Origin of the sequence: Sphingobacterium sp. ML3W, assembly GCF_029542085.1 — a bacterium.
Taxonomy (GTDB): domain Bacteria; phylum Bacteroidota; class Bacteroidia; order Sphingobacteriales; family Sphingobacteriaceae; genus Sphingobacterium.
Window position 1 is genome coordinate 212,676 of record NZ_CP107036.1, and the last position, 24,838, is coordinate 237,513.

Annotated in this window: 20 protein-coding genes; 6 read left to right on the forward strand and 14 right to left on the reverse strand. The window is 38.0% G+C overall.

Going from position 1 to position 24,838, the window contains the following annotated elements; all coding sequences use genetic code 11:
• Positions 1-362 precede the first annotated feature (362 nt).
• The 9 genes from OGI71_RS00940 to OGI71_RS00980 all read right to left on the reverse strand — a co-directional run bounded on the left by OGI71_RS00940 (position 363) and on the right by OGI71_RS00980 (position 10,623).
• The gene (locus tag OGI71_RS00940) at positions 363-1,157 is read right to left on the reverse strand and encodes a (Fe-S)-binding protein (protein WP_282253443.1); all 795 of its coding nucleotides are present in this window, start codon (positions 1,155-1,157) and stop codon (positions 363-365) included.
• 7 nt (positions 1,158-1,164) lie between these two features.
• Positions 1,165-2,463, reverse strand: a complete 1,299-nt coding sequence (locus tag OGI71_RS00945) for a (Fe-S)-binding protein (RefSeq protein ID WP_282253444.1) — start codon at positions 2,461-2,463, stop codon at positions 1,165-1,167.
• A gap of 179 nt (positions 2,464-2,642) precedes the next feature.
• Positions 2,643-3,323, reverse strand: coding sequence for a TetR/AcrR family transcriptional regulator (locus OGI71_RS00950; protein ID WP_282253445.1), 681 nt, complete (start codon positions 3,321-3,323; stop codon positions 2,643-2,645).
• 453 nt (positions 3,324-3,776) lie between these two features.
• Positions 3,777-4,343, reverse strand: coding sequence for an OmpH family outer membrane protein (locus OGI71_RS00955; RefSeq protein ID WP_223582251.1), 567 nt, complete (start codon positions 4,341-4,343; stop codon positions 3,777-3,779).
• Positions 4,344-4,447: 104 nt separating this feature from the next.
• Entirely contained in the window at positions 4,448-4,981 is a 534-nt protein-coding gene (locus OGI71_RS00960; RefSeq protein WP_282253446.1) for an OmpH family outer membrane protein, read from the reverse strand.
• Between the two features lie 391 nt (positions 4,982-5,372).
• Positions 5,373-7,937, reverse strand: coding sequence for an outer membrane protein assembly factor BamA (gene bamA / locus OGI71_RS00965; protein ID WP_282253447.1), 2,565 nt, complete (start codon positions 7,935-7,937; stop codon positions 5,373-5,375).
• A gap of 115 nt (positions 7,938-8,052) precedes the next feature.
• The gene (locus OGI71_RS00970) at positions 8,053-8,790 is read right to left on the reverse strand and encodes an isoprenyl transferase (protein ID WP_282253448.1); all 738 of its coding nucleotides are present in this window, start codon (positions 8,788-8,790) and stop codon (positions 8,053-8,055) included.
• Between the two features lie 235 nt (positions 8,791-9,025).
• Positions 9,026-9,910: an NAD kinase gene (locus OGI71_RS00975; protein ID WP_282253449.1), complete on the reverse strand. Its 885-nt coding sequence runs from the start codon at positions 9,908-9,910 to the stop codon at positions 9,026-9,028.
• Positions 9,911-9,960: 50 nt separating this feature from the next.
• Positions 9,961-10,623, reverse strand: coding sequence for a CBS domain-containing protein (locus tag OGI71_RS00980; protein ID WP_223582266.1), 663 nt, complete (start codon positions 10,621-10,623; stop codon positions 9,961-9,963).
• A gap of 245 nt (positions 10,624-10,868) precedes the next feature.
• On the opposite strand from OGI71_RS00980, the gene OGI71_RS00985 reads away from it, so the two are divergent.
• Together OGI71_RS00985 and OGI71_RS00990 are read left to right on the forward strand one after the other, a co-directional pair.
• Positions 10,869-11,702, forward strand: coding sequence for a 1-acyl-sn-glycerol-3-phosphate acyltransferase (locus OGI71_RS00985; protein ID WP_282253450.1), 834 nt, complete (start codon positions 10,869-10,871; stop codon positions 11,700-11,702).
• Between the two features lie 5 nt (positions 11,703-11,707).
• A complete protein-coding gene (locus tag OGI71_RS00990; RefSeq protein ID WP_223582271.1) occupies positions 11,708-12,667 on the forward strand; it encodes a GNAT family N-acetyltransferase in 960 nt (319 codons plus the stop codon).
• Between the two features lie 33 nt (positions 12,668-12,700).
• Here the strand turns inward: OGI71_RS00990 and OGI71_RS00995 are convergent, their stop codons facing one another.
• From OGI71_RS00995 to OGI71_RS01005, 3 genes are read right to left on the reverse strand one after another with little or no spacing between them, the layout of a single operon-like run.
• On the reverse strand, positions 12,701-13,435 hold the full coding sequence (locus OGI71_RS00995) for an MIP/aquaporin family protein (RefSeq protein WP_282253451.1): 735 nt from the start codon (positions 13,433-13,435) through the stop codon (positions 12,701-12,703).
• A 9-nt stretch (positions 13,436-13,444) separates the two neighbouring features.
• The gene (glpK, locus tag OGI71_RS01000; RefSeq protein ID WP_282253452.1) at positions 13,445-14,944 is read right to left on the reverse strand and encodes a glycerol kinase GlpK; all 1,500 of its coding nucleotides are present in this window, start codon (positions 14,942-14,944) and stop codon (positions 13,445-13,447) included.
• Positions 14,945-14,971: 27 nt separating this feature from the next.
• Positions 14,972-16,549 (reverse strand): glycerol-3-phosphate dehydrogenase/oxidase, encoded by a 1,578-nt coding sequence (locus OGI71_RS01005; protein ID WP_282253453.1) that lies wholly within the window; start codon positions 16,547-16,549, stop codon positions 14,972-14,974.
• 346 nt (positions 16,550-16,895) lie between these two features.
• Between OGI71_RS01005 and OGI71_RS01010 the strand changes: the two genes are divergently transcribed.
• Positions 16,896-17,402: a thioredoxin family protein gene (locus OGI71_RS01010; protein ID WP_282253454.1), complete on the forward strand. Its 507-nt coding sequence runs from the start codon at positions 16,896-16,898 to the stop codon at positions 17,400-17,402.
• A gap of 518 nt (positions 17,403-17,920) precedes the next feature.
• Here OGI71_RS01010 and OGI71_RS01015 read toward each other — a convergent pair.
• Positions 17,921-19,312: an arginine decarboxylase gene (locus OGI71_RS01015; RefSeq protein ID WP_120260639.1), complete on the reverse strand. Its 1,392-nt coding sequence runs from the start codon at positions 19,310-19,312 to the stop codon at positions 17,921-17,923.
• A gap of 108 nt (positions 19,313-19,420) precedes the next feature.
• On the opposite strand from OGI71_RS01015, the gene argS reads away from it, so the two are divergent.
• The 3 genes from argS to OGI71_RS01030 are packed head-to-tail and all read left to right on the forward strand — an operon-like array spanning position 19,421 to position 23,489.
• Positions 19,421-21,205 (forward strand): arginine--tRNA ligase, encoded by a 1,785-nt coding sequence (argS, locus tag OGI71_RS01020; RefSeq protein WP_282253455.1) that lies wholly within the window; start codon positions 19,421-19,423, stop codon positions 21,203-21,205.
• 4 nt (positions 21,206-21,209) lie between these two features.
• Complete coding sequence (locus tag OGI71_RS01025; RefSeq protein WP_282253456.1) at positions 21,210-22,286, forward strand: oxidoreductase; 1,077 nt, start codon at positions 21,210-21,212, stop codon at positions 22,284-22,286.
• Positions 22,287-22,301: 15 nt separating this feature from the next.
• On the forward strand, positions 22,302-23,489 hold the full coding sequence (locus tag OGI71_RS01030) for an aminoacetone oxidase family FAD-binding enzyme (protein WP_282256117.1): 1,188 nt from the start codon (positions 22,302-22,304) through the stop codon (positions 23,487-23,489).
• A 171-nt stretch (positions 23,490-23,660) separates the two neighbouring features.
• On the opposite strand, the gene OGI71_RS01035 is transcribed toward OGI71_RS01030, so the two are convergent.
• Positions 23,661-24,704: a WYL domain-containing protein gene (locus tag OGI71_RS01035; protein ID WP_282253457.1), complete on the reverse strand. Its 1,044-nt coding sequence runs from the start codon at positions 24,702-24,704 to the stop codon at positions 23,661-23,663.
• Positions 24,705-24,838: the final 134 nt, after the last annotated feature.

Sequence of the window (24,838 nt, forward strand, 5' to 3'; positions counted from 1 at the left end):
TTAAAAAACCGATAATGAGGTTGCAAAATTTTAGAATTGCGACCCCATTGTGGTAAAGTCCTTGATTTTTTAAGAGTTATGGTTTGATCAAAATTTTCTACGAAATGATCAATAGATATTTGGGAGATGAGCTTTATTTTTGAAATGGTTAATTCGTTGGTTTGACTTGACCGCGGGGGATAACATATATTCCCCATTGCTAACCGTATCATAGGTATCCTTATTTTAACCGGTAGGATACCTATTGCGGTTAGTTTTCCCCGGTGTTGAAAGGGGACTTGCTACCCCTTTTAGCAAAAAAGAGGCTCGATCGGAAGATCGAGCCTTTCTTATTTTATTTCGTAATTTCTGAGCCGAAACTTTTAAAGTTTATTTGCGCGGGCTGTTATTTCAGCAATGTCGAGCACTTCGATTTCGGACTCTTTCTCCTTTATTTTGACACCATCCTTTAACATCGTCATACAGAAAGGACATGCAGCTGCAACAACATTAGGCTGTACCGCAATGACCTCTTCAATACGTTCAATATTAATATCTTTTTTGCCTTGTTCGGGTTCCTTAAACATTTGGCCACCACCGGCACCACAGCATAGTCCATTACTTTTGCAACGTTTCAATTCAACAAGTTGCGCATCTAGACTTTCAAGCACTTTTCGAGGTGCTTCATATACTTCATTTGCCCGTCCCAGATAGCAAGGGTCATGATAGGTTATTTTTTTACCTTTAAATATGTTATTGTCAGCTGGTTTTAATTTGCCAGTATCGATGAGATCCTGGATCAATTGGGTATGATGGATGACTTCGTAGTTACCACCCAGAGCTGGGTATTCATTTTTAAGTGTATTAAAACAGTGCGGACAGGCGGTTACAATTTTTTTAATTTCATAGCCATTCAATACTTCGATATTCATCATGGCCTGCATCTGAAATAAAAATTCATTTCCACTTCTTTTTGCGGGATCACCAGTGCAGCTTTCTTCAGTTCCAAGAATCGCATAGTTAAGCCCAACATGCTGGAGAATCCGACAAATATCACGTGTTATCTTTTGAGCGCGCTCATCAAAACTACCAGCACAACCCACCCAAAATAATATATCGGGAGTTTCTCCCTTAGCTAACAGTTCTGCGACTGTTGGAACTTTTAATTCATTTTCCATCCTTAAACTATTGTTGTTGAGTCCAATTTGCACGGTCCATTTGCGCATATTTCCATGGAGCGCCATTATTCTCAATGTTTCCAAACATATTATTGATACTTGCAGGGGCCTGAGATTCTTCCATAACTGCAAAACGACGAAGTTCGATGATAATATCCAATGGATTAATATTGACAGGACATTGCTCGACACAGGCATTACAGCTTGTACATGCCCACAATTCTTCCCGGCTGATATAAGTATCTATAAGAGATTTTCCGTCCTCAACGAAGCTACCATTTGCCTTAATATTATTGCCCACTTCAGCTAATCTATCCCTTGTATCCATCATTATTTTTCGTGGGGATAGAAGTTTTCCCGTGATATTAGCTGGACAAGAAGAGGTGCAGCGACCACATTCGGTACAAGTATAGGCATCCAGTAGGCTTTTCCATGTTAGATCTTGAACATCTTTGGCTCCAAAGCGGGCTGTGGCATCTGAAGAAGGCGGAGTGAAGCTTGGATCAAGCATCGCTTTTACTTCATTGGTTACCGCTGTCATATTGGATAATTTCCCCTTGGCGTCCAAGTTTGAAAAATATGTATTGGGAAAAGCAAGAACGATATGTAAGTGTTTTGAATAGGGTAGATAGTTTAAAAAAGCTAATACGCCTAATATATGGAACCACCAACAAAATCTTTCGATCATATACAGCGTAGTAGTGGAAGTCGGAAGATAAGGTAATAAATAATGACTTACCGGAAAGGAGCCAACAGCATTAAAATGTTCAAATCCATAAAGCTGTAATTTGAGATCTGTAGCATTCATTAGAAGGAAAGCCGACATAAGCAGAATCTCTGTAATCAAAATAATATTAGCGTCTGTTTTAGGCCAGTTGTTAAGCTCTTTGCTGTTCAGACGATTTACTTTGACTACATTTCTTCGAATAAGGAAGATCACACAGGACAGTAGCACACCAAGTGCTAGCCATTCAAATGAACCAATCAAGAAGTTATAGAAGCCTCCTAAAAAAGAAAATACCCGATGAGTTCCGAATAAACCGTCGATAATGATTTCCAACATCTCGATATTGATGATAACGAAACCCAAATAGACAAATAAATGTAGGATGGCGGGAATAATCCGCTTAAACATCTTTTTTTGTCCTAAGGCAATCAAAAACATTGTTTTCCAACGTTCTGAAGCCCTGTCGGAACGATCTAAATCTCTACCTAACTTGATATTACTATAGATCTGTCGTGCATTTTTACCAAAGAAAAATAATGCGCCTAAAAAACAAACTGCGAATAGTAGCTGACCTATCATATGCTCGAATATTGGTTACATAAACAAATATACCATAATATTTTTGTTATGCTAACATAATAAAAATAAATCAGAAAATAGGATCGATCAGCTAATTTTCTAGAAAAATAATGAATAGGAAAAGGGGACATCAAGAAAGAAGCCTCCAAGAAATCGCCGGGATTTTTTGGAGGCAAAGATTATTTGGATAAATCTATATCAGCAAATGCTTGCTTAAGAATTTTTTCGACAGTTTTTTCAATACGGGCCTTTCCTTCTTCTGTATTGATATCAATACCGCAGAAAGTACTTCCTGTCGATTTAGCCTGTAGACTTAAGTAGTAAATTCCACTGACAAGTAATGCAAGTGTAGCTCTTATGTCAGTTTCAGAATGCTCAAATTTTGGATCAAAGTGTTTAAATAATTCTTCACCGAGAACTTCGCGCCTATCCGCTATATTTTTTAAAGCTTTTGTTTTTTCACCCAGTCCCCAATGGATGATTTTCTGTTTGGTTTTATCTTTTAAAAATGTATTCAACTGGGATTTAAGTAATTCGTTGACCAAAGCAACATCAATATCGGTTGGATTTGATATCATTTGCTCTAAAACTCCTTTATCTCCGATTTGCCAAAAATCCTTTTGTGTTAAGTAAGCTTCTACTAGTTGATCAAGACCTCCAAAATAATTCCAGATAAGCGCTTTATTTAAGCCGCACTCCAGTGCAATATTCGGGCCGTTCAGCGCATGGTAGCCTTTCTTTTGGATGACTTTTCCCACTGCTGCGATCATCCGCGCCTTGGTACGTTCTTTGTCTCGGATGGGACCGGATGTTACTTTTCTTTCTTTCTTTGGATGATCCTCAGTTACTTTCTTTTTCATTAGAATAATTTGTTTATTCATTACCAGTTTGTTTTCAAAAGCATTTATACTGCCTTTGGCGGTATTATTAAGAATGAAACTATCATAGACTCAATCGTGTAAGTCTTTGAGCTAAATTTAAGCTCATGATGATTTCATACGAATAAAACCATTTTAGCAACGAAGCTTCCATGAGTTATCCTATTCGTTCGTTAATAAACAAATTTGAGCTCATGATGTTTTCATTAGGGTAGATGTATATTTTTTCTACAATATCTAAATTTTAGCTGGTAAAAGCAAGAAATCGTATTGTAGATTTTTATTCCTACTGATAAATCCATTTTATTCGATCCTCAAATAATCATTTTGAGAGTTTTCTAGCGGATTATCTTAATGCATGAATAGTGGGAGGGGCAATAAAAAAAGGGATTATTCACGTGAATAATCCCTTTTTTTATCGTATATAATATGTTATTATTTTTTCGCTGGTACAGCAGGAGCTGCTGTTGCTGAGATACCTAGTTTTGATTTAACAGCTGCAGTCAAATCTTCGCCACCTTGGAAATAAGGAATATTTGTACTTGAGATATCAAATACATAAGCCATACCTTTTTCTTTGGATACTGCGCTTACAGCATCAGCTACTTTTCTTTGAATAGGAGTGATCAACTCATCTTCTTTTTTTTGCAATTCTTCTTGAGCAGTTTGTTGCGAAGTTTGAATACGCGTTTGCATATCTTGAATTTCTTGACCTAACTTGTTAAGTTCAGGATCTAGCGTTTCTTTGTTTGCTTCACTTCTAGTACGTAATTTATCAGTTCCTTCTTTCTGTTTGGCCTGTAACATCGTCACCATCCCTTGAATTTCCTTTGTTTTAGTCTCACTCAATGTTTTCAATTGACCTTCAGCTGTTTTATAATCTGAAGTGGCTGAAATGATTTCAGCAAAATTGATGTGACCAATTTTTTGCTGCGCATTCGCAAATTGAGTTGAGAAAAATACTGCCACTATAGCAACCGCACCTTTTAATAAGTTTTTCATGCTTTTCATTTTAATCTAATACGCCATCTCTATGGCAATCTTTTTAGTTTTCTAATTAATTACTACTTTTATTACTTGTGTCCACAATGATAATAAACTCCTGCTTAGTTTGCAAGACTAGGATTAGGTTTATAACCTAATTTTGTAATGACATCATTACTTTTGTTCAATTTTGAATTCGCATAAAGGAAAGTAGACTCTTTGCCTTTGTCCATGATGAAGTCAAAATTCTGTGCCGAGGCAACATCCTGTATTGCTTTTGCAACGCGGTCTTGAATAGGTTTAACCAATTGAACCCGTCTTTTGAACAGCTCACCTTCAAATCCGAATTTTTGTTTTTGATAATCTTTTACCTCTTTTTCTCTGGTAACGATCTCATCCTCGCGACGACGACGCATATCCTCGTTTAATAAAACTTGATCTTTTTGATAAGCCTGATATAACTTTTCTATTTCAGCATATTTTTGATCGACCTCTTCCTGCCATTGTTTAGAAAGATCATCTAATTGTTTTTGGGCAGTGGTATATTCGGGAATGTGTTTTAGGATATATTCTGAATCTACATATGCAAGCTGTTGAGCAAATGTCGCTGTAGCACTCACGACTACAAAAGCTATAACTAACAATATTTTTTTCATATTTCCTGTAAGTTTTATAGACTATAATTTATTATTTAACATTAATTTACTTTATGACAATGGACAAGCCCAAAAGTTTAATCTGAGAAGTCGTCTTAAATAAATTTACCGCTCAAAAATAACAAAAAAGATGCAATCTAACAGATATTTCTCGGGTTTAACACTATTTAACTTGTTGGCCGATTCTCTCTATACTTTTCCAAAGGGGGCTTTATGGCTAACCTTTGTTGCTAAAAACAAGCTTGCTTCAATATAGGAAGATTTATGATATATTCTGCGTTAAATCGAATAAATAATTTTGTGGGCCGTATATAAAAAAAGCTATCGCAGAAACTGCAGATAGCTTTTTCATCCCAATAAGGATATATCTTAGTGATTGGATCAACCTGAGTTAAAATCCGCCCATATTTTGCATAATACTGAATGTGAAGTTTTGTTTCCACGTACTGCTTGGTAAACCTGGAATAGGATCAAATGCGTGACCGTAGTCAATCCCCAACATACCGAAGATAGGTAAGAAGATACGTGCACCTACACCTGCCGAACGACGAACCTTAAATGGGTTGTATTCTGTGAATTTGTTCCAGGTATTACCTGCTTCTGCAAAGGCCAGTACATATACTGTTGCTTGGTCATTTAACATAACAGGGTGACGCAATTCCATTTGATACTTGGTGTAGATCGGGCTACCTGAGTTTCGTGCTACGTTTACATTTTGAGTACCCTCTGGGATAATTACACCATTTGCATAACCACGCATCGCGATGATCTCAGAACCTTGAAGGTAATCGAATCCTTGCATACCGTCACCACCGACCTTGAATCGTTCGAAAGTAGAAATTTCTGTTTTGCTAGAATATTTTCCTAAGAAACCAAACTGTGCCTGAGCTTTGAAAACTAATTTACCTACAATTTTTGCATACCATTGTGAATCGAATTTCCATTTGTGGTATTCGGTCCAGCGATAACGATCTTGAGGTGTACCATTCTTATAATCAATGTTATTGAATAGTGAATAAGGTGGCGTTAATTGCACAGAGAATTTGATATTCGAACCCGAAGTAGGGTAAATTGGCGCATCAATCGAGTTACGGCTAAATTCTTGTGTTAAGTTGATATTGTATGCTGTACCATTATCAAATAAGAAATAGTTCCCGTAATTCTGAAGTTTATACCGTTGGAAAGACAATGAGGTATTTGCTTGGAACCAGTTGTCTGGCCACTGTAGGCGTTTACCTAAAGTCGCAGTAATACCCGTCATCCAAATACGGTTTAATTCCGAATCTTTTACAATTTGTTCACCTGTATAGTAGTTGAACCCGCCATACGATGAACTAGAGGTATAAGCACTCAGACCAAAGTATATGGGTTTTTTTCCGCCTAACCAAGGTTCAGAAAAGGAGAAGCTATAGGATTGATAACGTTTACCTGATGTCTGACCACGTACACTTAATTTTTGGCCATCACCACGAGGTAGCGGTTTCCATGAGCTTTTATCAAAAAAGTTACTTGTAGAGAAGTTATTGAAAGTCAAACCTAGTGTACCTATGATCTGTCCGGCTCCATAACCTCCTGAAAGTTCTACCTGATCGGATGGTTTCTCCGTTACATTATAAACGATATCTACTGTTCCTTCCGCATAATTTAAATTGCTCGGAACTGGATTTGTTTTTTGTTCATCAAAATTTCCCAACTGTGCAATTTCACGAACACTACGCATAATTTGCTCTTTTGAGAATTTTTGTCCTGGTTTTGTATAAATGGAACGTAATACAACCCGGTCATTTGTGACATCATTACCTTTTACAATAACGTTGTTGATTGTATACTGTGCTCCTTCATAAACACGTAAATTTAGATCGATAGTATCGTTATATACACGTGTTTGCTCAGGGTCTACTGAGAAAGTCAAATATCCATCATTCATATAGATGGATGATATATCATCCGAATTTTTGCCTCCACCTAACAACTTAGTGCTCAGTTTTTCTTCCGAGAAGACATCACCACGTTTGATTCCTAGAATTTTATTTAATAAGGTGTCCGAATATTTTGCATTTCCTGTCCATACAATATTACCAACATAATATTTAGGACCTTCATAAATATCAAAATTTACCAATACATTTTTTTCACCATCTCGGATGATCGTATCTTTTAAGATCTCAGCATCGCGATAACCCTTGGCAGCCATTTTTTTGATCAGGTTTTCTTTACCTTCTTTGTATTTCTCTTCTTTGAATTTACCTGGACCAAATACGCGGTACCACATTTTTTGCTTGATTGGCTTTGCCATTTTCCGCAGATCTTTTTGCGAAAAATGTTCGTTGCCTGTAAAAGTCATTTTTTTGACTCTTACCTTATGTTTTTTATCCACATCAGCAATTAAGATCTCATTGTTAGCTTGCGCCGAATCCTTAACTGTTTTTAGTGTAATTTCTGGATATAAAAAAGCTTTTTCTTTTAGAAAACGTTGAATTGTTGCACGAGTGGTATTCATCAAATTTTCATTGACAATTTTACCTGTATTACTATTTAAACGTTTACGGACTTCTTCCGTTTGGCTTTTACTTAGTCCATTAATATCAATACGTGTCAAACGAGGACGCTCTACTACACGGATGGTCAAAAAGATGTTTTCGCCTTCAATTTTTTCTGCCCATAATTCGACATCATCGAAGAGGCCTTGAGCCATCATGTCTTTTACTACTTTCGCAGTCGCTTCACTTGGGACTTCCAAATATTGACCTACAGACAATTTAGATATGGTAATTAATACATTCTTATCCAAAAATTGTGTTCCAGTTACATCAACAGCACTAATTACATAGTTTTTAGGGTTGAGATAACTGATTTTTTCGGGGTCATTTAAGTTGAACGCACCATTTTGCTGTCCATAGACAAGTTGCATTGATGAGAGACCAAAAAATAGTATTACGGGTAGTATACGCTTCATTTATCTTTAATTATTGGCGCTAAAGTACACCAATCAGTTGTTAATTTTTGTTAATTAAGAAAATTTAACCAGCTTGTTTTTTATTCAAATCAGTTGACAAATTTAATAAAATCATTTATAACTGTTCACTTGTTTTTCCAAACCTTCTTTCTCGTTGCTGATATTCTACAATTGATTTATATAAATCTTCTTTTGTAAACTCTGGCCACATCTTGTCTAAGAAGCATAGTTCAGAATAAGCAATTTGCCACAGAAGGAAATTACTAATCCGAAGTTCTCCACTAGTTCTGATCAATAAATCTGGATCTGGCAAGTCTCGGGTATAGAGATTGGCAGAGAAAATATCATCGTTGATCTCTTCTATGTTCAATTCTCCTGCTTTAACTTTTCTAGCCAGATTTCGGGTGGCTTCCACAATTTCTTGACGAGAACTATAGCTAAGGGCTAGGGTTAGGGTACAGTGTGTATTGTCTTTGGTAGCGTCAATTGTTTCCTGAAGCTTTTTTTGTGCGTTCGATGGAAGCTTGCTGATATCTCCGATTGCGTTTAATCTGACACCATTTTCTTGAAATGTCTTGATTTCCTTTTTTAAAGAGGAGACCAAAAGCTCCATCAGCGCTATTACTTCTAATTTTGGTCGATTCCAATTTTCAGCTGAAAATGCATAGAGGGTAAGAAATTTAATATTGGTCTGAACACATCCTTCTAGAGCCTCTCTTACCGCTTTCACGCCATTTTGGTGTCCAAATACACGAAGTTTGCCTTTCTGCTTTGCCCAGCGACCATTACCATCCATGATAATGGCAATATGTTGGGGTAATTTAATGTTATCAATTTGATCTAAAAAGCTCATTGTTGCTATTTTCAATAAAATTAACACCTTTAGCCTTTTACAGCTTATTTGTGTGTTAAAACCAGGTACTGGCTTTCTGTATGTTACCTTCAAACGAATTTTTACCTCCCAAGGTTAATCTGTTTGATCATTATTTTTGAAACCTTAATATAGATACCACATGTATCTTATCTGTATTTAGTTCTTCCAAATATCGATTTTTAATTGGTAATTCAGAAGCACAATATAATAAAGATTAGTAGTTTCTGACATCGATGCCCCAAAGCAGTTTTTCCCTCAATGTGCTGAAAAAGCTCTCGTGTGGAAGACGAATTAGATTGATCGTAAATGGAGCTTGTTTAATTGTCAGTTTAACTGAGGTATCGATAGACTCATTTTTGGAGTCACAACTGAGTATGTATTGATTGCTTCTGCTCTCAATTTCAAGTTCAAGCGTGAATTGATTTGAAATAACGATCGGTCTGACGTTAAGGTTATGGGGAGAAATCGGTGTAATGACAAAATTCCCGCTTTCAGGCATAATGATCGGTCCTCCACAGCTCAAGGAGTAGGCTGTGGAACCAGTAGGGGTAGCGATAATCAGCCCATCTGCCCAATAAGAATTGAGTAGTTCACCATTAATCCGCGCATTGACTGTGATCATTGCTGAGCTGTCATAACGAAATACTGTAATATCATTAAGGGCATAATGATTACCCTGGAATAAATTGATCTGTTCAGACTCCACGGAAAGGAGAACACGCTTTTGGATATCATAACGATTGGCTAATATATCCTCTATAGCATGTTCGAAGTCATTTTTATTAATAGAGGCCAAAAAGCCTAAACGGCCAAAATTAATTCCTGCAATGGGAATACCAGAGTCTCTAATGAGCGATACTGCTGACAACATTGTTCCATCGCCACCTAAACTTAGCATGATATCAACATTGTCTTTAATTTCCTCATACTTATGATAAGTAGGGAAACTAAAACCACATTCAAACTGCGTTGTCAAGAACTTATAAAAAGGATCATAAACCCAAATATCGACGTTTTTACCAACGAGATATTTAAATAAGTGCTTCACATGTGCTATAACGGAGGGTTGAAACTCTCGTCCATATATCGCAATTCTCATATTTTTTGAATTTATGGGGCAAAGATGAGAAAAAAACTAATCTTAATTAATTAAATATTGAGGTAATTCATAAGCTGTTGATAACGTTCGGCTGTATCATCAAATGCGGCAACAGTATTGTGTGTCTCCATAATTATATAATTATGCCTTAAGAATGAATTAAGTAGCGCATTGATATTGGATTTGTCTACCTTCAAAGTGACTTCAATCGACTCACTTTCGAGATTTATTTTTGTAGCACAATTGAGAATTCTACAGTTGTCACTCTCTACCAGATGTGCAATCTGAGATAATGAAAAGTCATGTAGTCCAATTGACAATACAATAATAGCCCCAGATTCATTTTGAGATTGGATTAACGAAATTGCCTTTAAAATATCCAATTGTGTAGAAACACCAATATATTTGTTATCTTGATCCAAAATAGGGACTAAGGAACTATTATATACGGTTGTCATTACCAATGCATCGTAGGGATGCTGATTAAATCTGAGCTGTATCGGTGCTGTGTTAATTTTAATGGAGGAGATCGGAGCTTCGTCATTGTCGGCATCCAATAAAATAGACTCGTTGACGAATCCAATATATTCATCCCCATTTAAAACAACCAATTCTTTACAAAGCATGTCTTGTAGTTTTTCTAATGCCTGCTGTATTGAATCAGCTTTTTGAATGCTGAAATCTGCGTTTGAAAGAAATTGTCCTATTAACATATCCAAACTTAATAAAAAAAATGATGTGAAAGGGAAATTTTTGTAGATCAGAATCTTTAAGAGGGTGGGAACTTTTTTGTGTTTGGTGGATAAATTAAAAGTAAGTAATCACATTATTGCAAATAAGTACAATTTTAATGTTTAAAATTGTACTTTTATTAGCATTCTGTTAGTATTTTTGTCCGCTATTTGAGATATGCTTAAATGGGAGGCAACTAGTTTTTTTAGTCAGAAAAATAAGATTGATGGTTACGAGTGAGAATGAAAAATTTATTGATATACGCGAGGTTATTCACAAAAAAAATGCGGGACTAGCAAAGTGGATTCCGTCCTTCCTGTTAAACTATCTTAAAAGAACCATCCATGAGGATGAGATCAATGATATTATGACACGTTTTGCTGATTTGCAGGGCCTGGATTTTGTTGATGCGTTAATCAATGATTTGGGCGTGACTGTGAATTTATATGGCGCAGAAAATATTCCTGAGTCTGATTCTGTAATTTTTGCATCCAATCATCCTTTGGGAGGTTTAGATGGTATAGCGTTTATGCATGCGATAGGAAAGCATCGTCGGGATGTGAAATTTTTGGTTAATGATATCTTATTAAATATAGGTAATTTGAGACCTTTATTTGTAGGTGTAAATAAACTAGGTGGTCAGGGGAAACAGGCTATATCGGCAATTGAGGAAGCGTACGGGGCGGATGATGCCTTACTTGTATTTCCGGCGGGTTTGGTCTCCAGAAAGCAAAAAGATGGGCGTATTGAAGACCTGGAATGGAAAAAAAGTTTTATTAGCAAAGCGAAAAAATATAAAAAAGATATCATTCCGGTACTTATTGACGGCAAAAACTCTAAGTTTTTTTATAATTTTGCAAGGCTTAGACAAAAAATAGGTCTTAAGGTAAACATTGAAATGTTATATTTACCCGATGAAATGTTTGCCCAGCGCGGGCACACCGTTAACATTATAGTAGGAAAGAGAATCCCTTATACAGCGTTTGATCAATCAAAAAACGAAAAGACTTGGGCTGAAGAAGTGAAAAGAAGGGTTTATGGATTAGCTCAAGAAAAATAGAATTTATGCAAGAAATTATACCTCCAGTTGATAGAGAACTATTGAAAGCCGAATTGAACAAGGACGTTTTCTTACGCTATACCAACAATGGAAATAACGAGATATACTTAATCAACTATCACAACTCGCCCAATGCTATGCGCGAAATTGGACGGTTACGAGAGTTGACATTCCGTGGAGCAGGAGGAGGTACAGGGCTTTCAATTGATATTGATGAAAATGATACATGTGATGATTGTTATGATCAATTGATCGCATGGAATCCTGAAGATGAGGAAGTCGTTGCAGGTTATCGTGTGATTAAATGTACAGAAGCCGGAGAAACAAATGGTATTCCTAATTTATCTACAGCTCATTATTTTCAGTTCTCGGATCAGTTTACAAAAGATTATTTGCCGTATACCATTGAACTCGGGCGGTCTTTTGTTCAACCTAGATACCAACCCGCAATTGACAATAGAAAGGGTATCTTTTCCTTAGACAACTTATGGGATGGTTTGGGCGCTTTGGTGATGCTTAATCCAGAAATTAAGTACCTTTTTGGGAAAGTGACGATGTATCCACATTATAATAAGGATGCACGGGATATGTTGCTTTACTTCATGGATTATTATTTTCCTGATCAGGATAAATTGGTTACTCCATTACCTGATTTGGAAATCAAAAATGACTACGATCGTTTTATTGGTGTTTTTGATGGATTAGATTATAAAGAGGGATACAAAATATTAAACAGTCATGTAAGAGCATTGGGGGAAAATATTCCACCATTAATAAATACATATATGAACCTGTCCCCAACGATGAAGTCTTTTGGTACAGCTCGAAATGATGAGTTCGGCACTGTTGAGGAAAAAGGTATTCTGATTGTTATTGAAGATGTTTATCCTGTTAAAAAAGAAAGGCATATGAATACTTTTGAGCGGGATCGTGAATATGGTCATCGAAAGCCAAAACGAGTATAAAATAATAAAGGGATTCAATATTGAATCCCTTTATTATTTTATTAAAGTATAGAGTACAAATGCTAAGATCGCCCCAATAATTGGTCCAATAATAGGGATCCAGGCGTATGACCAGTCGGAACTTCCTTTTCCTTTAATTGGCCAGAGTGCATGAAATAATCGTGGACCAAGATCCCTGGCGGGATTAATCGCATAGCCTGTTGTGCCTCCCAGTGACAAGCCAATAGCCCACACTAAAAAAGCAACAGGTATAGCGCCTAGAGATCCCATCCCGATGGGTTCAGTCTTTCCATTGATCGTAACATCTTGACCTGTTATAAAGAAGATAACAAAAATTAGAACGAAAGTTCCAATGATTTCACTGGCTAGATTTGTTGACGTATTTCGAATATTTGGGATGGTAGCGAAAACACCTAATTTTGTGGTCGGATCGGCTGTAGCATCAAAATGATCTTTGTGTATAACATACGTTAATAATGCCCCGCAAAATCCACCGGCAATTTGGGCGAGAATATAACCGGGGACCTCTGTCCAAGGTAGCGCGTTGTTAAGTGCCATAGCGATTGTTACCGCTGGATTAAGGTGAGCGCCCGTGTAAGGACCTGCAAAGACTACTCCGACATATACGGCCAAGGCCCAGGCGGTTGTAATGACAATCCAACCGCTATTTTCCCCTTTTGTTCCTTTTAATATAACATTTGCAACAACACCATTCCCAAGGAGTAGAAGGAGAGAGGTTCCAATAAATTCAGCTAAATAATGGTTCATAAGTATTGGTTAGTTTTCTGTCCAGAATTGTAATGCTTTAACGCCTTTGGTCCATTGTTTAATAATTTTCTGGGTCTGTTCTTCTTGTTCTTTTTCGGGTTCAAAGAGACGGTCTTGTGCCCAGAATTTTGAAAGTTCTTCTTCATTTTTCCAGAAGCCAACAGCCAGTCCTGCTAGGTAGGCTGCCCCCAATGCTGTTGTTTCAGTAATTTTGGGCCTGATGACATTGCTGTCCAGTACATTTGCTTGGATCTGCATTAAAAGGTTGTTTGCCGTTGCTCCACCGTCCACACGCAGTTCCTTGATAGGTATTCCACTGTCAGCTTCCATTGCCTGTAAAACATCTCTTGTTTGGAGCGAAATAGCCTCTAGTGAAGCTCTCGCAATATGTCCATTTGTTGTAGCTCGCGTTAATCCAAATATAGTACCTTGAGCTCTGGCGTTCCAGTAAGGAGCCCCCAGTCCAGCGAAAGTTGGGATAAATGTCACTCCGCCATTATCTTTTTCGGAAAGTGCCAATTGTTCAATATCTGCAGATTTATAGATAATATTAAGGTTGTCCCGTAACCATTGGACCAATGCACCACCAATAAATATACTTCCCTCTAATGCGTATTCTGTCTTTCCGTTGATCTTCCAGGCTACAGTTGTCAATAAATTGTTTTTGGACATGATTGGCTTATCACCAATATTCATTAACATAAAACACCCTGTACCGTAAGTGTTTTTTACCATTCCCTTTTCTATGCATTGCTGACCGAAAAGAGCTGCTTGCTGATCTCCTGCAATCCCCGCTATTCTAACTTTATGAGCGAAAATCGTTGTTCTAGACTCACCATATATTTCGCTACTTTCCTTAACTTCGGGTAACATGGAAGCCGGAATGTCGAATAATTCAAGAAGCTCCGTGTCCCAATCCATCGTATGTATATTGAATAAAAGTGTACGGGAAGCATTGGTAACATCGGTAATATGGACATCACCGCGCGTCAGATTCCATACTAGCCAGGTATCAATCGTGCCACAGATCAGCTCTCCGTTTTTTGCTTTTTCTCTCGCTCCGTCCACATGATCAAGAATCCACTTTATTTTTGTTGCTGAAAAATAAGGGTCAAGGATGAGTCCCGTTTTTTTCTGTATCATTTCATGTTTGCCAGATTTACGGAGCTCGTCACAGTAATCTGCTGTGCGCTTATCTTGCCATACAATAGCATTATAGATTGGTCTACCGCTTTCTTTTTCCCATACAACAATTGTTTCCCGTTGATTGGTTATCCCGATGGCAGCGATATTTTTGCCGTTTAGACCGGCTTTCGTTGTGGCTTCGGCAGTGACGCCTGCCTGCGTGGACCAGATTTCATGCGGGTCATGTTCCACCCATCCTGGATGTGGAAATATTTGTGTAAATTCTTTTTGCGCAATTGAAACGATATTTCTGTCCTTATCAAAAATAATGGCTCTGGAGCTTGTCGTACCCTGATCCATCGCCAAGATGTATTGTTGTTCCATAATTTGATTACTGCTGGTTATTTTCTATTAGTTTAAGATATAATTTTTTGCAACTTTCTCGAAATTTTCTATTTGTTTTTTTTGCCAGTTTTCGTCTTTACCTAATTCTTGAGCGAGTATTCTGGCGACTTCGGGTGCAGCGATAATTGCTGCTTTTGCATCAAGGAATAGGATGCGTACACGGCGTGAAAGTACATCTTCAACGGTCTGCGCGAGTTCGTTGCGCACTGCCCATAGTACCTCTGCTTTTTTAAATTCCAGGTGTTCGACTAATTTTTCACCCCATACCGGATTTTCTTGTTCAAGCGCATGAATTGCCTCCTGGTCGGAGCCATAAATATACATGTGGTTACTTCTATCGGTGGTCGGAATGGCGCTATAGATTTTTTGTGTTGCCGAGGTACTTTCCTTTTTTGGTAAACAGCCAATTTTAATTGCTTTATCAACGGTGTCTTGTCCCATTCGGCGAAAGGTAGTCCATTTTCCTCCAGTCAAAGTTAGTAAATTTGAGTCGCTGACGATTACTTTATGACTTCGGGAGATTTCTTTGGTTTTGTTGGAATTTCCTGTTGGAGCCGCCAACGGTCGAAGACCGGCAAATACAGCTAATGCATCCTGACGGGTTGGTTGTTTAGTGAGGTAACGGCCAGCAGTTTTTAAGATAAATTCGATCTCTTTCTCTAGTGCTATCGGTTCCAGACTGTGTTCATCGATCGGCGTATCTGTAGTTCCTGCGATGACGCGATTGTGCCAAGGGACAAGAAAAAGAACGCGACCATCATCTGTTTTTGGGATCATGATTGCGTCGTCCCCAGGAAGAAAAGATTTATCAAAAACAAGGTGTACACCCTGGCTTGGTCTAACCATTTGTTTTGCTTCGGGCTTATCCATTTTGAGTATATCATCAACAAAGATCCCCGTTGCATTGATAATGGCTTTACCCTGAATTGTGAAAACTTCTCCAGTATCAGTATCTTGCGCGATAACACCATTAACTTTACCTGCGCCGTTTTTGGTTAGATTAGTTACCCGCATATAATTAAGTGCTACGCCGCCCATTTGAATACAGGTCTGCGCTACATTGATAGCGAGTCTTGAGTCGTCGAATTGACCATCCTGATAGACAACTCCGCCATATAATCCCTTTGTTCTTACTGTGCTGATTCTGCGTTGGGTTTCCTCCTTATTAATATGTATAGATTTTCCTAAACTCAATTTACCAGCTAAGAAATCGTATATTTTCATGCCTATGGTATAGAAGGGGCCGTCAAACCAGCTGTAATTAGGGATCACGAAGGATTGATTTTTAACTAGATGGGGGGCGTTTTGCTGTAGGAGCCCTCTCTCATGAAGTGCTTCTCTAACAAGAGATATATCGCCCTGAGCGAGATAGCGGACACCACCGTGAACGAGTTTTGTCGCTTTGCTCGAGGTACCTTTCGCAAAATCAACCTGTTCTAATAATATAGTTTTGAATCCTCTGCTCAATGCATCCAATGCAACACCCAAGCCACTTGCTCCGCCTCCTATGACAATAACATCCCACTCGCTTGTGTCTTTTATTCTTTCTATTAATTTTGACCTTTTGAATTCTTCTTGTTTCATTTTGTTTCGTTTTTGGTCTTAAGGTATTGTCCTTTCTATTGCTGATATAACCTATTGATACTAAGTTATAGTATATTTGTGGATTTTTAAAGGAATTTTATTAAAAAATAAAAAATAATGCATGTTTGTTTTTGTTTTGTTTTGTTATGTTATCCATGTTTTTTTTAAAACAATTCGTTACCACTTTTAAAATAATTGGGATAACATCATTACTATGGCCTTATTGTATATTCTTTGTTGTGTCGTAGCAAAGAACTATATACTGTTTAACCATTATAATAGGCTTATGTTTTGGTTTGGTAAAATGATTTTGTAATTTTAAATCATATAAATAATTTGTTGGATAATGAGAAGGATTAAATTATTGTTTTTTGGAATTGGCGTATTCTTGGGAAGCCAATTCGTACATTCAAGTGTAGTCGCTCAGGAAGTTTCAAAAACTCAGAAAGAGCTTTCAAAGCCTTATAACCCAGAAGCGGACGCGCAAAAAGATATCGACGGCCTTCTGCAATTGGCTAAGAAGGAAAAAAAGAATATCGTTATTCAAGCAGGGGGGAATTGGTGTGTATGGTGTCTGCGGTTTAATGATTATATCCATAAAACGGCGAGCGTAGACAAATTGTTGAAAAGTCGTTTTCTCTATTATCACCTAAATTATTCGAAAGAGAATAAGAATGAGGCGGTTTTTCAAAAGTATGCACCTGAAGGTAGTAAATTAGGTTATCCGTTTTTTATCATATTGGATAAAAATGGAAAGACACTTCATGTACAGGAAAGTGGCAGTCTGGAAAAGGACAAAAGCTATGACGAAGAAAAGGTATTGAAATTTTTCAATGCCTGGGTGGCGAAATAGAAAAGAACCACAGCTGAATTTCTTAAGGAAAATCATAATAAATTAACGGAAAATACACCATGAGCAGGCCCCTAAATAAGGGGCCTGCTTTATTTTGTGGCAAACTGACATAAAAGATATATTACTATACTACATCCGGTGTTTAGCGTTGTATCTGGATGGAGACAGCAGGAGAAAAGCTTGATTATTGATATGGGTTTAATCATAATATTATACGGAGATAAAACGAACTTTATACGGTTTTATCCGAATGAGGTCCGAATGAGGTCCGAATGAGGTCCCTATTAGGTCCGAATGAAGTCCCTATTAAGTGATGACTTGTTATGAGGTTACATGCTGTCAGTTTAGTTGATTGGCAGGGGAAACTTAGATTACAAATGATTGGAAAAGTAGGGGTTACTTAAAAGAAAAGGTCTCGATCCTAAGATCGAGACCTTTCTCTCTATGACTGATTAGCATATCTTCTTTCTAAAAAGATACGTTAAAATTTATAGCACCATTTTTTTAGGTGGAATATCTTATTGATAACCCAATAGCTTCATGACTTGTTTGGAATTTTGTTCCTCTCCAAATACTTCGTAATTGAAAGTCTCATCTCTATTTCTGCGCACCAATACATGTTTAGGTGAAGGAAGTAGGCAATGATGAATTCCGCCGTATCCACTCAATACATCTTGGTAAGCTCCAGTATGGAAGAATCCCAAATATTGTACTTTACGTGTTTTAGGCATAAAAACAGAGTTCATATGTGCTTCCTGGTTGTAATAATCTTGACCATCGCAGGTGATTCCACCCAAATTGACGCGTTCGTACTCCGAATCCCAATTGTTGATTGGTAATAGGATGTATTTTTGGTTTAAAGCCCAGACATCTGGCAAATTTGTTATAAAAGATCCATCAATCATAAACCAACGCTCGCGGTCATTTTGTTGCTTACGTCCGAGTACTTTATATAGGATACCCGATGCTTCAGCTACTGTGTATTTGCCAAATTCTGTAATGATATCTGGTTCCATCACTTCATGGTGTGCACAGATCTGTTTGATCCGATTGACGATTTCGTTGACCATGTATTCATAATCAAAATCGTGTACCAATGAGTCTTTAAAAGGCATTCCACCACCGATATCTAAAGTATCTAAATCAGGATTTATCTTTTTGAATTTACAATAGAGGGTAACGTATTTCTCTAGCTCATTCCAGTAATATGGCGTGTCTGATATACCTGAATTGATAAAGAAGTGAAGTAGTTTTACTTTGAAGTTGGGATTGTCCGCTATTTTGTTGTTATAGAATTCTACAACATCTTCTTGGCGAATGCCCAGTCGTGATGTATAAAATTGGGAATCTGGTTGTTCCTCTGAAGCTATACGGATACCCAGAGCACAAGGTTCATCCAATTCAATTTCATCATCATAGAGGTTGAATTCTTCTTTGTTGTCTAATACCGGTATAATATTTTTATATCCATCATGGATCATATCAACAATATACTGTTTGTACTGATAGGTTTTAAATCCATTACAGATGACTGTGATGTCTTTTGTCACGGTACCTTGTCTCTCCAGTGAATCAATCATCGGCATGTCAAATGCAGACGAAGTTTCAAGGTGGATGTCATTTTTCAAGGCTTCTTCTACGATGTGCTTGAAATGGGAAGATTTGGTGCAATAACAGTATTTGTAAGATCCACGATAGTTATGCTTCAGAATAGCGGTCTGAAACAAGATTTTCGCTTGTTGAATTTTTTTGCTGACGATAGGCAAATAAGTAAAACGTAACGGCGTACCGTACGTTTCTATCATTTCCATTAAATTCAAATCGTGGAAATACAATTCGTCGTCGATGATTTCGAATCCGTCTTGCGGAAAACCAACACTTAAGTCAAGAAATTCCTGATAGCTCTGCATTTTTTATTATTTTTGCAAAGATATACTTTAATGGTGAATACCTAAATAAGGAATGTTATTTATTTCCAGTTCACTATCAGGAAGTTGTAAAATTTACAAAATCATTAAATGGCAAATTCTATTCAAAGGCGACTTGTTGAAGTCACTGTACAGGCTGTTAAGGAGCTTTACAATGCAGATATTTTAGAACATCAAATTGCTTTACAAGCGACTCGAAAGGAGTTTGAAGGGCAAATTACAATCGTAACTTTTCCCGTAACTCGCTTTTCGAAATCGTCTCCAGAGCAGACAGGTGCAGCGATCGGTACCTATTTGCAACAGCATATTACTGAAATATCGGACTTCAATGTGATAAAAGGCTTTTTGAATATTGTGCTTTCCGACGACTATTGGGTCTCCTTGTTGAATGAAACGATTGTTGCCAAAGATTTTGGTATTTTCCCAGCGAATGGAAAGAAGTTGATGGTTGAATATTCTTCGCCAAATACCAATAAACCATTGCATTTGGGGCATATACGAAATAATCTGTTAGGTTATTCCGTTGCTGAAATCTTGAAAGCTTATGGTTACGAAGTCATCAAGGCAAATTTGGTGAACGATCGTGGTATACATATTTGTAAATCCATGCTGGCTTGGCAGAAATTCGGTGCTGGAGAGACTCCCGAATCTACTGGAATGAAAGGCGACCACCTTGTGGGGAAATATTATGTAGTCTTCGATAAGGAGTATAAGAAAGAAATTGAAGCATTGAAAGCTGAAGGGCAGTTAGAAGATGAAGCAAAAAAGAATGCTCCACTGATGAAAGAGGCTCAGTCTATGCTTCAAAAATGGGAGGCAGGAGACGAAGAGGTTATTACGCTTTGGAAAACCATGAACAGCTGGGTCTACGCTGGTTTTGAAAAAACCTACAAGCAATTGGGCGTAGACTTTGATAAATATTATTACGAATCCAATACCTATCTTTTAGGGAAAGATATTATTCAGGAAGGATTGGACAAAGGTGTTTTCTTTAAGAAAGAAGACAACTCCGTTTGGATAGATCTGACAGATGAAGGACTGGACCAAAAATTGGTGCTCCGTGGAGATGGTACCTCAGTTTATATTACACAGGATTTAGGTACTGCGCAGCTTAAATATGATGAGTTCAAAATGAGTGAATCCATTTACGTTGTTGGTAATGAACAGGATTACCATTTCAAGGTATTGTTTTTGATCCTCAAAAAACTAGGTAAATCATGGGCTGACGGTTTGTTCCACTTATCTTATGGTATGGTTGACTTACCTTCCGGTAAAATGAAGTCGCGTGAAGGAACGGTGGTGGACGCTGACGATTTAATGGCTGAAATGCTTAAAACAGCACAGGAGCGTACGGAAGAACTTGGGAAAACCGAAGGTTTGGCTGAAGATGCCAAGGCTACACTTTATAATACTATTGGGATGGGGGCATTGAAGTACTTTTTATTAAAAGTAGATCCCAAGAAACGTCTATTGTTTGATCCAAACGAATCTGTAGATTTTCAGGGACATACTGGACCTTTTATCCAATACACACATGCACGTATCAAGTCTGTTTTGAGTAAGGCTGAATTTGATGCCAATAACCCTGTTTCAGTACTGACATCCATTTCATCTTATGAACGTGATCTGATTCAACAGTTGGGAGCATTTCCTGAAACGATTGAGGCATCTGCACAGGAATTTAGTCCGGCGCAATTGGCAAATTATATTTACGAGGTTGCCAAGTTATATAATAAATTTTATCACGAAGAGAGCATATTGAAAGCCGAGGCCAATGATGTAAAGAATTTTAGATTACATCTTTCCGCTGCTGCAGCGAAAGTTATCGCCAAGGGAATGGGTTTGTTGGGTATATGTGTGCCAGAAAGAATGTAATGATATGAGGAAGATTCGTGTTGGCCTTATAGGCTTTGGTATTTCGGGACAGGTTTTTCATGCTCCTGTCATGCGTTCGGTTGCGGCATTGGAACTTGTAAAGGTTACTGCGCGTAAGGCTGAGCAGCAGGTGTTATTGAAAGAGCGTTTTCCGCAAGCGGAAATTGCACTGTCTGCTGATGAAATTTTTGCCGATGATACGATCGAGTTGGTCGTGGTTGCTACTTCTAACGATATGCATTATCCAATGGCAAAACGTGCTTTAGAGGCAGGAAAACATGTCGTTGTTGAAAAACCGTTTACAAATACTGTAGAACAAGCAGATGAGTTGATCGCCTTGGCGAAAGAAATGAATTTGGTGCTTGCTCCTTATCATAATTTGAGATTTACTTCGGATTTCCGTACACTCGTGAAAATCATAAAAGGTGGACGATTGGGAAGGATCGTAAATCTGGAATCGAGATTTGACCGTTTCCGGAATTATTTGCGGCCAAATGCTTGGCGTGAGGAAAATCTGCCTGGATCGGGTATATTTTACGATTTAGGCCCACATCTGATCGATCAGGCTTTGCAGTTATTTGGAAAGCCGAATGCTGTATTTGCAGATCTCGCTGTACAACGTGATCATGCAAAGACCATTGACAATTTTGACTGTATCTTGTATTACGATAACCTGAGAGTTTCGCTAAAAGGATCGATGCTTGCGAAAGAACCGACCCCACGATATCGCCTCTTTGGTATGAATGGCAATTTTGTGAAAAATGGCGTTGATCCCCAGGAAGCATTATTGCGGGACGGTAAGTTCCCCGATGAAGACCCAAATTGGGGTGAAGAGGATCCAAGTATTTATGGTAAACTAAACATTGTCGAAGATGGTAGAGATGTAGAGGAAATCATTGCATCGGAACGTGGATCATATCCTGATTTTTATCAAAATGTTGCGGATACTATTTTAGGTCAAGCTACTTTAATAGCTTCACCGGATCAGGCGCGAGATGTGATTCGTATCATCGAACTCGGCTACCAGAGTCAATCAGAACGACGCGTCATTTCAACTGAAGATCAATTGATTGCTTATTAATATAAGACTGTGGATATATACGATGCTATTATCATTGGTGGTGGTGCCTGTGGTTTAATGTGCGCAGCACAAGCAGGATTGCTGGGAAAGAAAACGTTGCTATTGGAGCGTAATGATAAGGTAGGAGCAAAGATCTTGATTTCAGGTGGTGGAAGATGTAATTACACAAATACCGGAACTACAACTGCTAATTTTATCTCTGAAAATCCAGATTTTTTGCACGGGATATTTAAGCAATGGACCGTCGAAGATACCATCGTTTTTTTTGAAGCATACGGCATTAAAGGACAGGAAAAGACCTTAGGACAACTGTTTCCCGAAACCAATAAAGCCAAAGATATCGTTGCGATATTTTCGAAAATTCTTTATGAAACTGAACAGGATATAGCGCTCAATACGCTTGTGAAATCCGTGGAAAAGAGCGCCAATGGATTTATCGTTCAAGTAGAGAATTCAAAAGGAGAGTATCGGTATGAAACTAAGAAACTGGTGATTGCCTCGGGAGGACTGCCGGTTCAAAAACTAGGCGCTTCTGATTTTGGATTGCGTGTTGCAAAGCAATTTGGACTAGAAATTGTGAAAACGGCTCCAGCACTGGTACCATTGACAATTACCGGTAAAGATGCGGATTGGTATACTTCTCTGGCCGGCAATTCGGTATTTTCGAAAGTCTCCACAGCCAATATGTCTTTTGAAGAGAATATATTGTTTACGCACTGGGGGTTGAGCGGTCCAGCAATTCTTCAGATATCAAGCTATTGGAAACCGGGACAGGAGATTACGATAGACTTGCTCCCCAATTTTAATCTGGAGCAGTTGATCAAAGAAGAGCGGCAGCAGGGCGGGAAGCGATTGGTCTCACAATTGCTGAATGACTATTTTAGTCGAAAGCTGGTGGATGCGCTTGGCAAATTCCTCACATTGGATATCAAAATAGCATCTTTAAGCAAAGCTGACGCTAAGTCGATTGTAGATACGGTTCATCGTTTTAAGGTCAAGCCCGCAGGTGATAAGGGCTATGATAAAGCCGAGGTGATGCGTGGGGGTGTTGCTACGGCGGAACTGCGGGGCAAAACATTAGAATCCAAGAAAATACCCGGTCTTTATTTTGGAGGTGAGACTGTCGATGTGACGGGCTGGCTTGGCGGATATAATTTCCAATGGGCCTGGGCAAGTGGTTATGCGATTGCGCAAGCTATTTAGAGGCTATTAACCCTGATCTCAGTTAGCCACATTTGTGCTGCAGCGGTCTATATGTTTCAGGTCAGTTTCTGGTTTGCCGGAAAATGTCTTGAAGGTGAACTGAGGATCGATCAGGAGCTCGAGATTATTAAATCCAGATTTTTACGAAAGACGATTGAAAGCTTGGTGATTCTATACAGAATCAGATGACTTTTCCGACCGATCAGGATATAATTGAGCTGCTGCAACCAAACGTTGCCTTATCCGACTTTGTAAATTGCGTGGAGCAATTACTTTGATCGCTTCACCAAATCCTAAAATTTCCCGTTCCAGTTCAAAGTTCAGGACAACATCAATACGAATTAAGAGGGAGCCGTCGTCTTTTTTATCCAGGATCTGCTGAGAAGGATGGATAGGCTTGGTTTCTACATAAGGAGCGTTTCTTGCATTTATTTCCAGAATAACACGATGGCCACGATCTTTATGTGTTTTTGAGACACCGATCGTGTCGGAAAAGTAGCGTTCAAAATCTATCCCTGTATATTCTTTATACGAATTTTTCCCCATTTCCTCTATCGTTTCGATCCGATCTAAAGCAAGTGTCATTAATCCCTCGCTTTTTCTGTGGTGTCCAATGAGAAACCAACGGTTACGATATTCTTTTAATAGGTAGGGGGAGAATACCAGATCTTGTTTTTGTAGTGCTTTAAAAGATTGATAGCCTATTAGAAGTGGTGTTTTTTCACGAATAGCCTGATGGAGCTGGCTAATAAATGATAAGCCTTTCAAAAGATTATTGCTCTCCATTTGGATAATGGAAGGTTGATTATCTTTTTTAGTATGAATACTATCCTCAAGGCGTGCGACAATATCGCTCATTTCATCAAAACTCGAAAAGCCGCTGACATGTTTTAAGACCTCTACAGCTTCCTTCATTTTTTGCATATCGCCGACCGAAATAGGCGAGTTGCTTATACTATAGTTTGGATCTTCGTAAGTATAAAACTTACGATGTGTGACAACAATAGGCGCATTATAACCTAATTTATTACTTCGCATCAACTGTATATCGCCCTGAACAGTGCGTTTACTAATGCCATTTTTGATGCCTTCAAATTCATAAAGAGCATCAGAAACCTTTTCCATTAAATCTTCTAAAGTCCACTTACGATGTCTTAACCGAAGACAGTTATCTATTGTTTTGTAACGGATCAGTGCTAGTTTGTTTAATGCCATGTTTTGTTGAAGCAAGTTTAGATGAAAATACAAAAACTTTATGTTATCTACGCAAGCGTATTGCGTAATTTTTGTAATGCGTAAAGCCTTATGCCCAGCTTTGTTGAAATTATAAAGAAATTGGCTGTTTATCC

Bases quoted from the DNA above. Each gene is read 5' to 3' on its own strand.
- OGI71_RS00940 (WP_282253443.1), bottom strand. From the start codon at position 1,157: ATGGAAAATGAATTAAAAGTTCCAACAGTCGCAGAACTGTTAGCTAAG.
- OGI71_RS00945 (WP_282253444.1), bottom strand. From the start codon at position 2,463: ATGATAGGTCAGCTACTATTCGCAGTTTGTTTTTTAGGCGCATTATTT.
- OGI71_RS00950 (WP_282253445.1), bottom strand. From the start codon at position 3,323: ATGAAAAAGAAAGTAACTGAGGATCATCCAAAGAAAGAAAGAAAAGTA.
- OGI71_RS00955 (WP_223582251.1), bottom strand. From the start codon at position 4,343: ATGAAAAACTTATTAAAAGGTGCGGTTGCTATAGTGGCAGTATTTTTC.
- OGI71_RS00960 (WP_282253446.1), bottom strand. From the start codon at position 4,981: ATGAAAAAAATATTGTTAGTTATAGCTTTTGTAGTCGTGAGTGCTACA.
- bamA (WP_282253447.1), bottom strand. From the start codon at position 7,937: ATGAAGCGTATACTACCCGTAATACTATTTTTTGGTCTCTCATCAATG.
- OGI71_RS00970 (WP_282253448.1), bottom strand. From the start codon at position 8,790: ATGAGCTTTTTAGATCAAATTGATAACATTAAATTACCCCAACATATT.
- OGI71_RS00975 (WP_282253449.1), bottom strand. From the start codon at position 9,910: ATGAGAATTGCGATATATGGACGAGAGTTTCAACCCTCCGTTATAGCA.
- OGI71_RS00980 (WP_223582266.1), bottom strand. From the start codon at position 10,623: ATGTTAATAGGACAATTTCTTTCAAACGCAGATTTCAGCATTCAAAAA.
- OGI71_RS00985 (WP_282253450.1), top strand. From the start codon at position 10,869: ATGGTTACGAGTGAGAATGAAAAATTTATTGATATACGCGAGGTTATT.
- OGI71_RS00990 (WP_223582271.1), top strand. From the start codon at position 11,708: ATGCAAGAAATTATACCTCCAGTTGATAGAGAACTATTGAAAGCCGAA.
- OGI71_RS00995 (WP_282253451.1), bottom strand. From the start codon at position 13,435: ATGAACCATTATTTAGCTGAATTTATTGGAACCTCTCTCCTTCTACTC.
- glpK (WP_282253452.1), bottom strand. From the start codon at position 14,944: ATGGAACAACAATACATCTTGGCGATGGATCAGGGTACGACAAGCTCC.
- OGI71_RS01005 (WP_282253453.1), bottom strand. From the start codon at position 16,549: ATGAAACAAGAAGAATTCAAAAGGTCAAAATTAATAGAAAGAATAAAA.
- OGI71_RS01010 (WP_282253454.1), top strand. From the start codon at position 16,896: ATGAGAAGGATTAAATTATTGTTTTTTGGAATTGGCGTATTCTTGGGA.
- OGI71_RS01015 (WP_120260639.1), bottom strand. From the start codon at position 19,312: ATGCAGAGCTATCAGGAATTTCTTGACTTAAGTGTTGGTTTTCCGCAA.
- argS (WP_282253455.1), top strand. From the start codon at position 19,421: ATGGCAAATTCTATTCAAAGGCGACTTGTTGAAGTCACTGTACAGGCT.
- OGI71_RS01025 (WP_282253456.1), top strand. From the start codon at position 21,210: ATGAGGAAGATTCGTGTTGGCCTTATAGGCTTTGGTATTTCGGGACAG.
- OGI71_RS01035 (WP_282253457.1), bottom strand. From the start codon at position 24,704: ATGGCATTAAACAAACTAGCACTGATCCGTTACAAAACAATAGATAAC.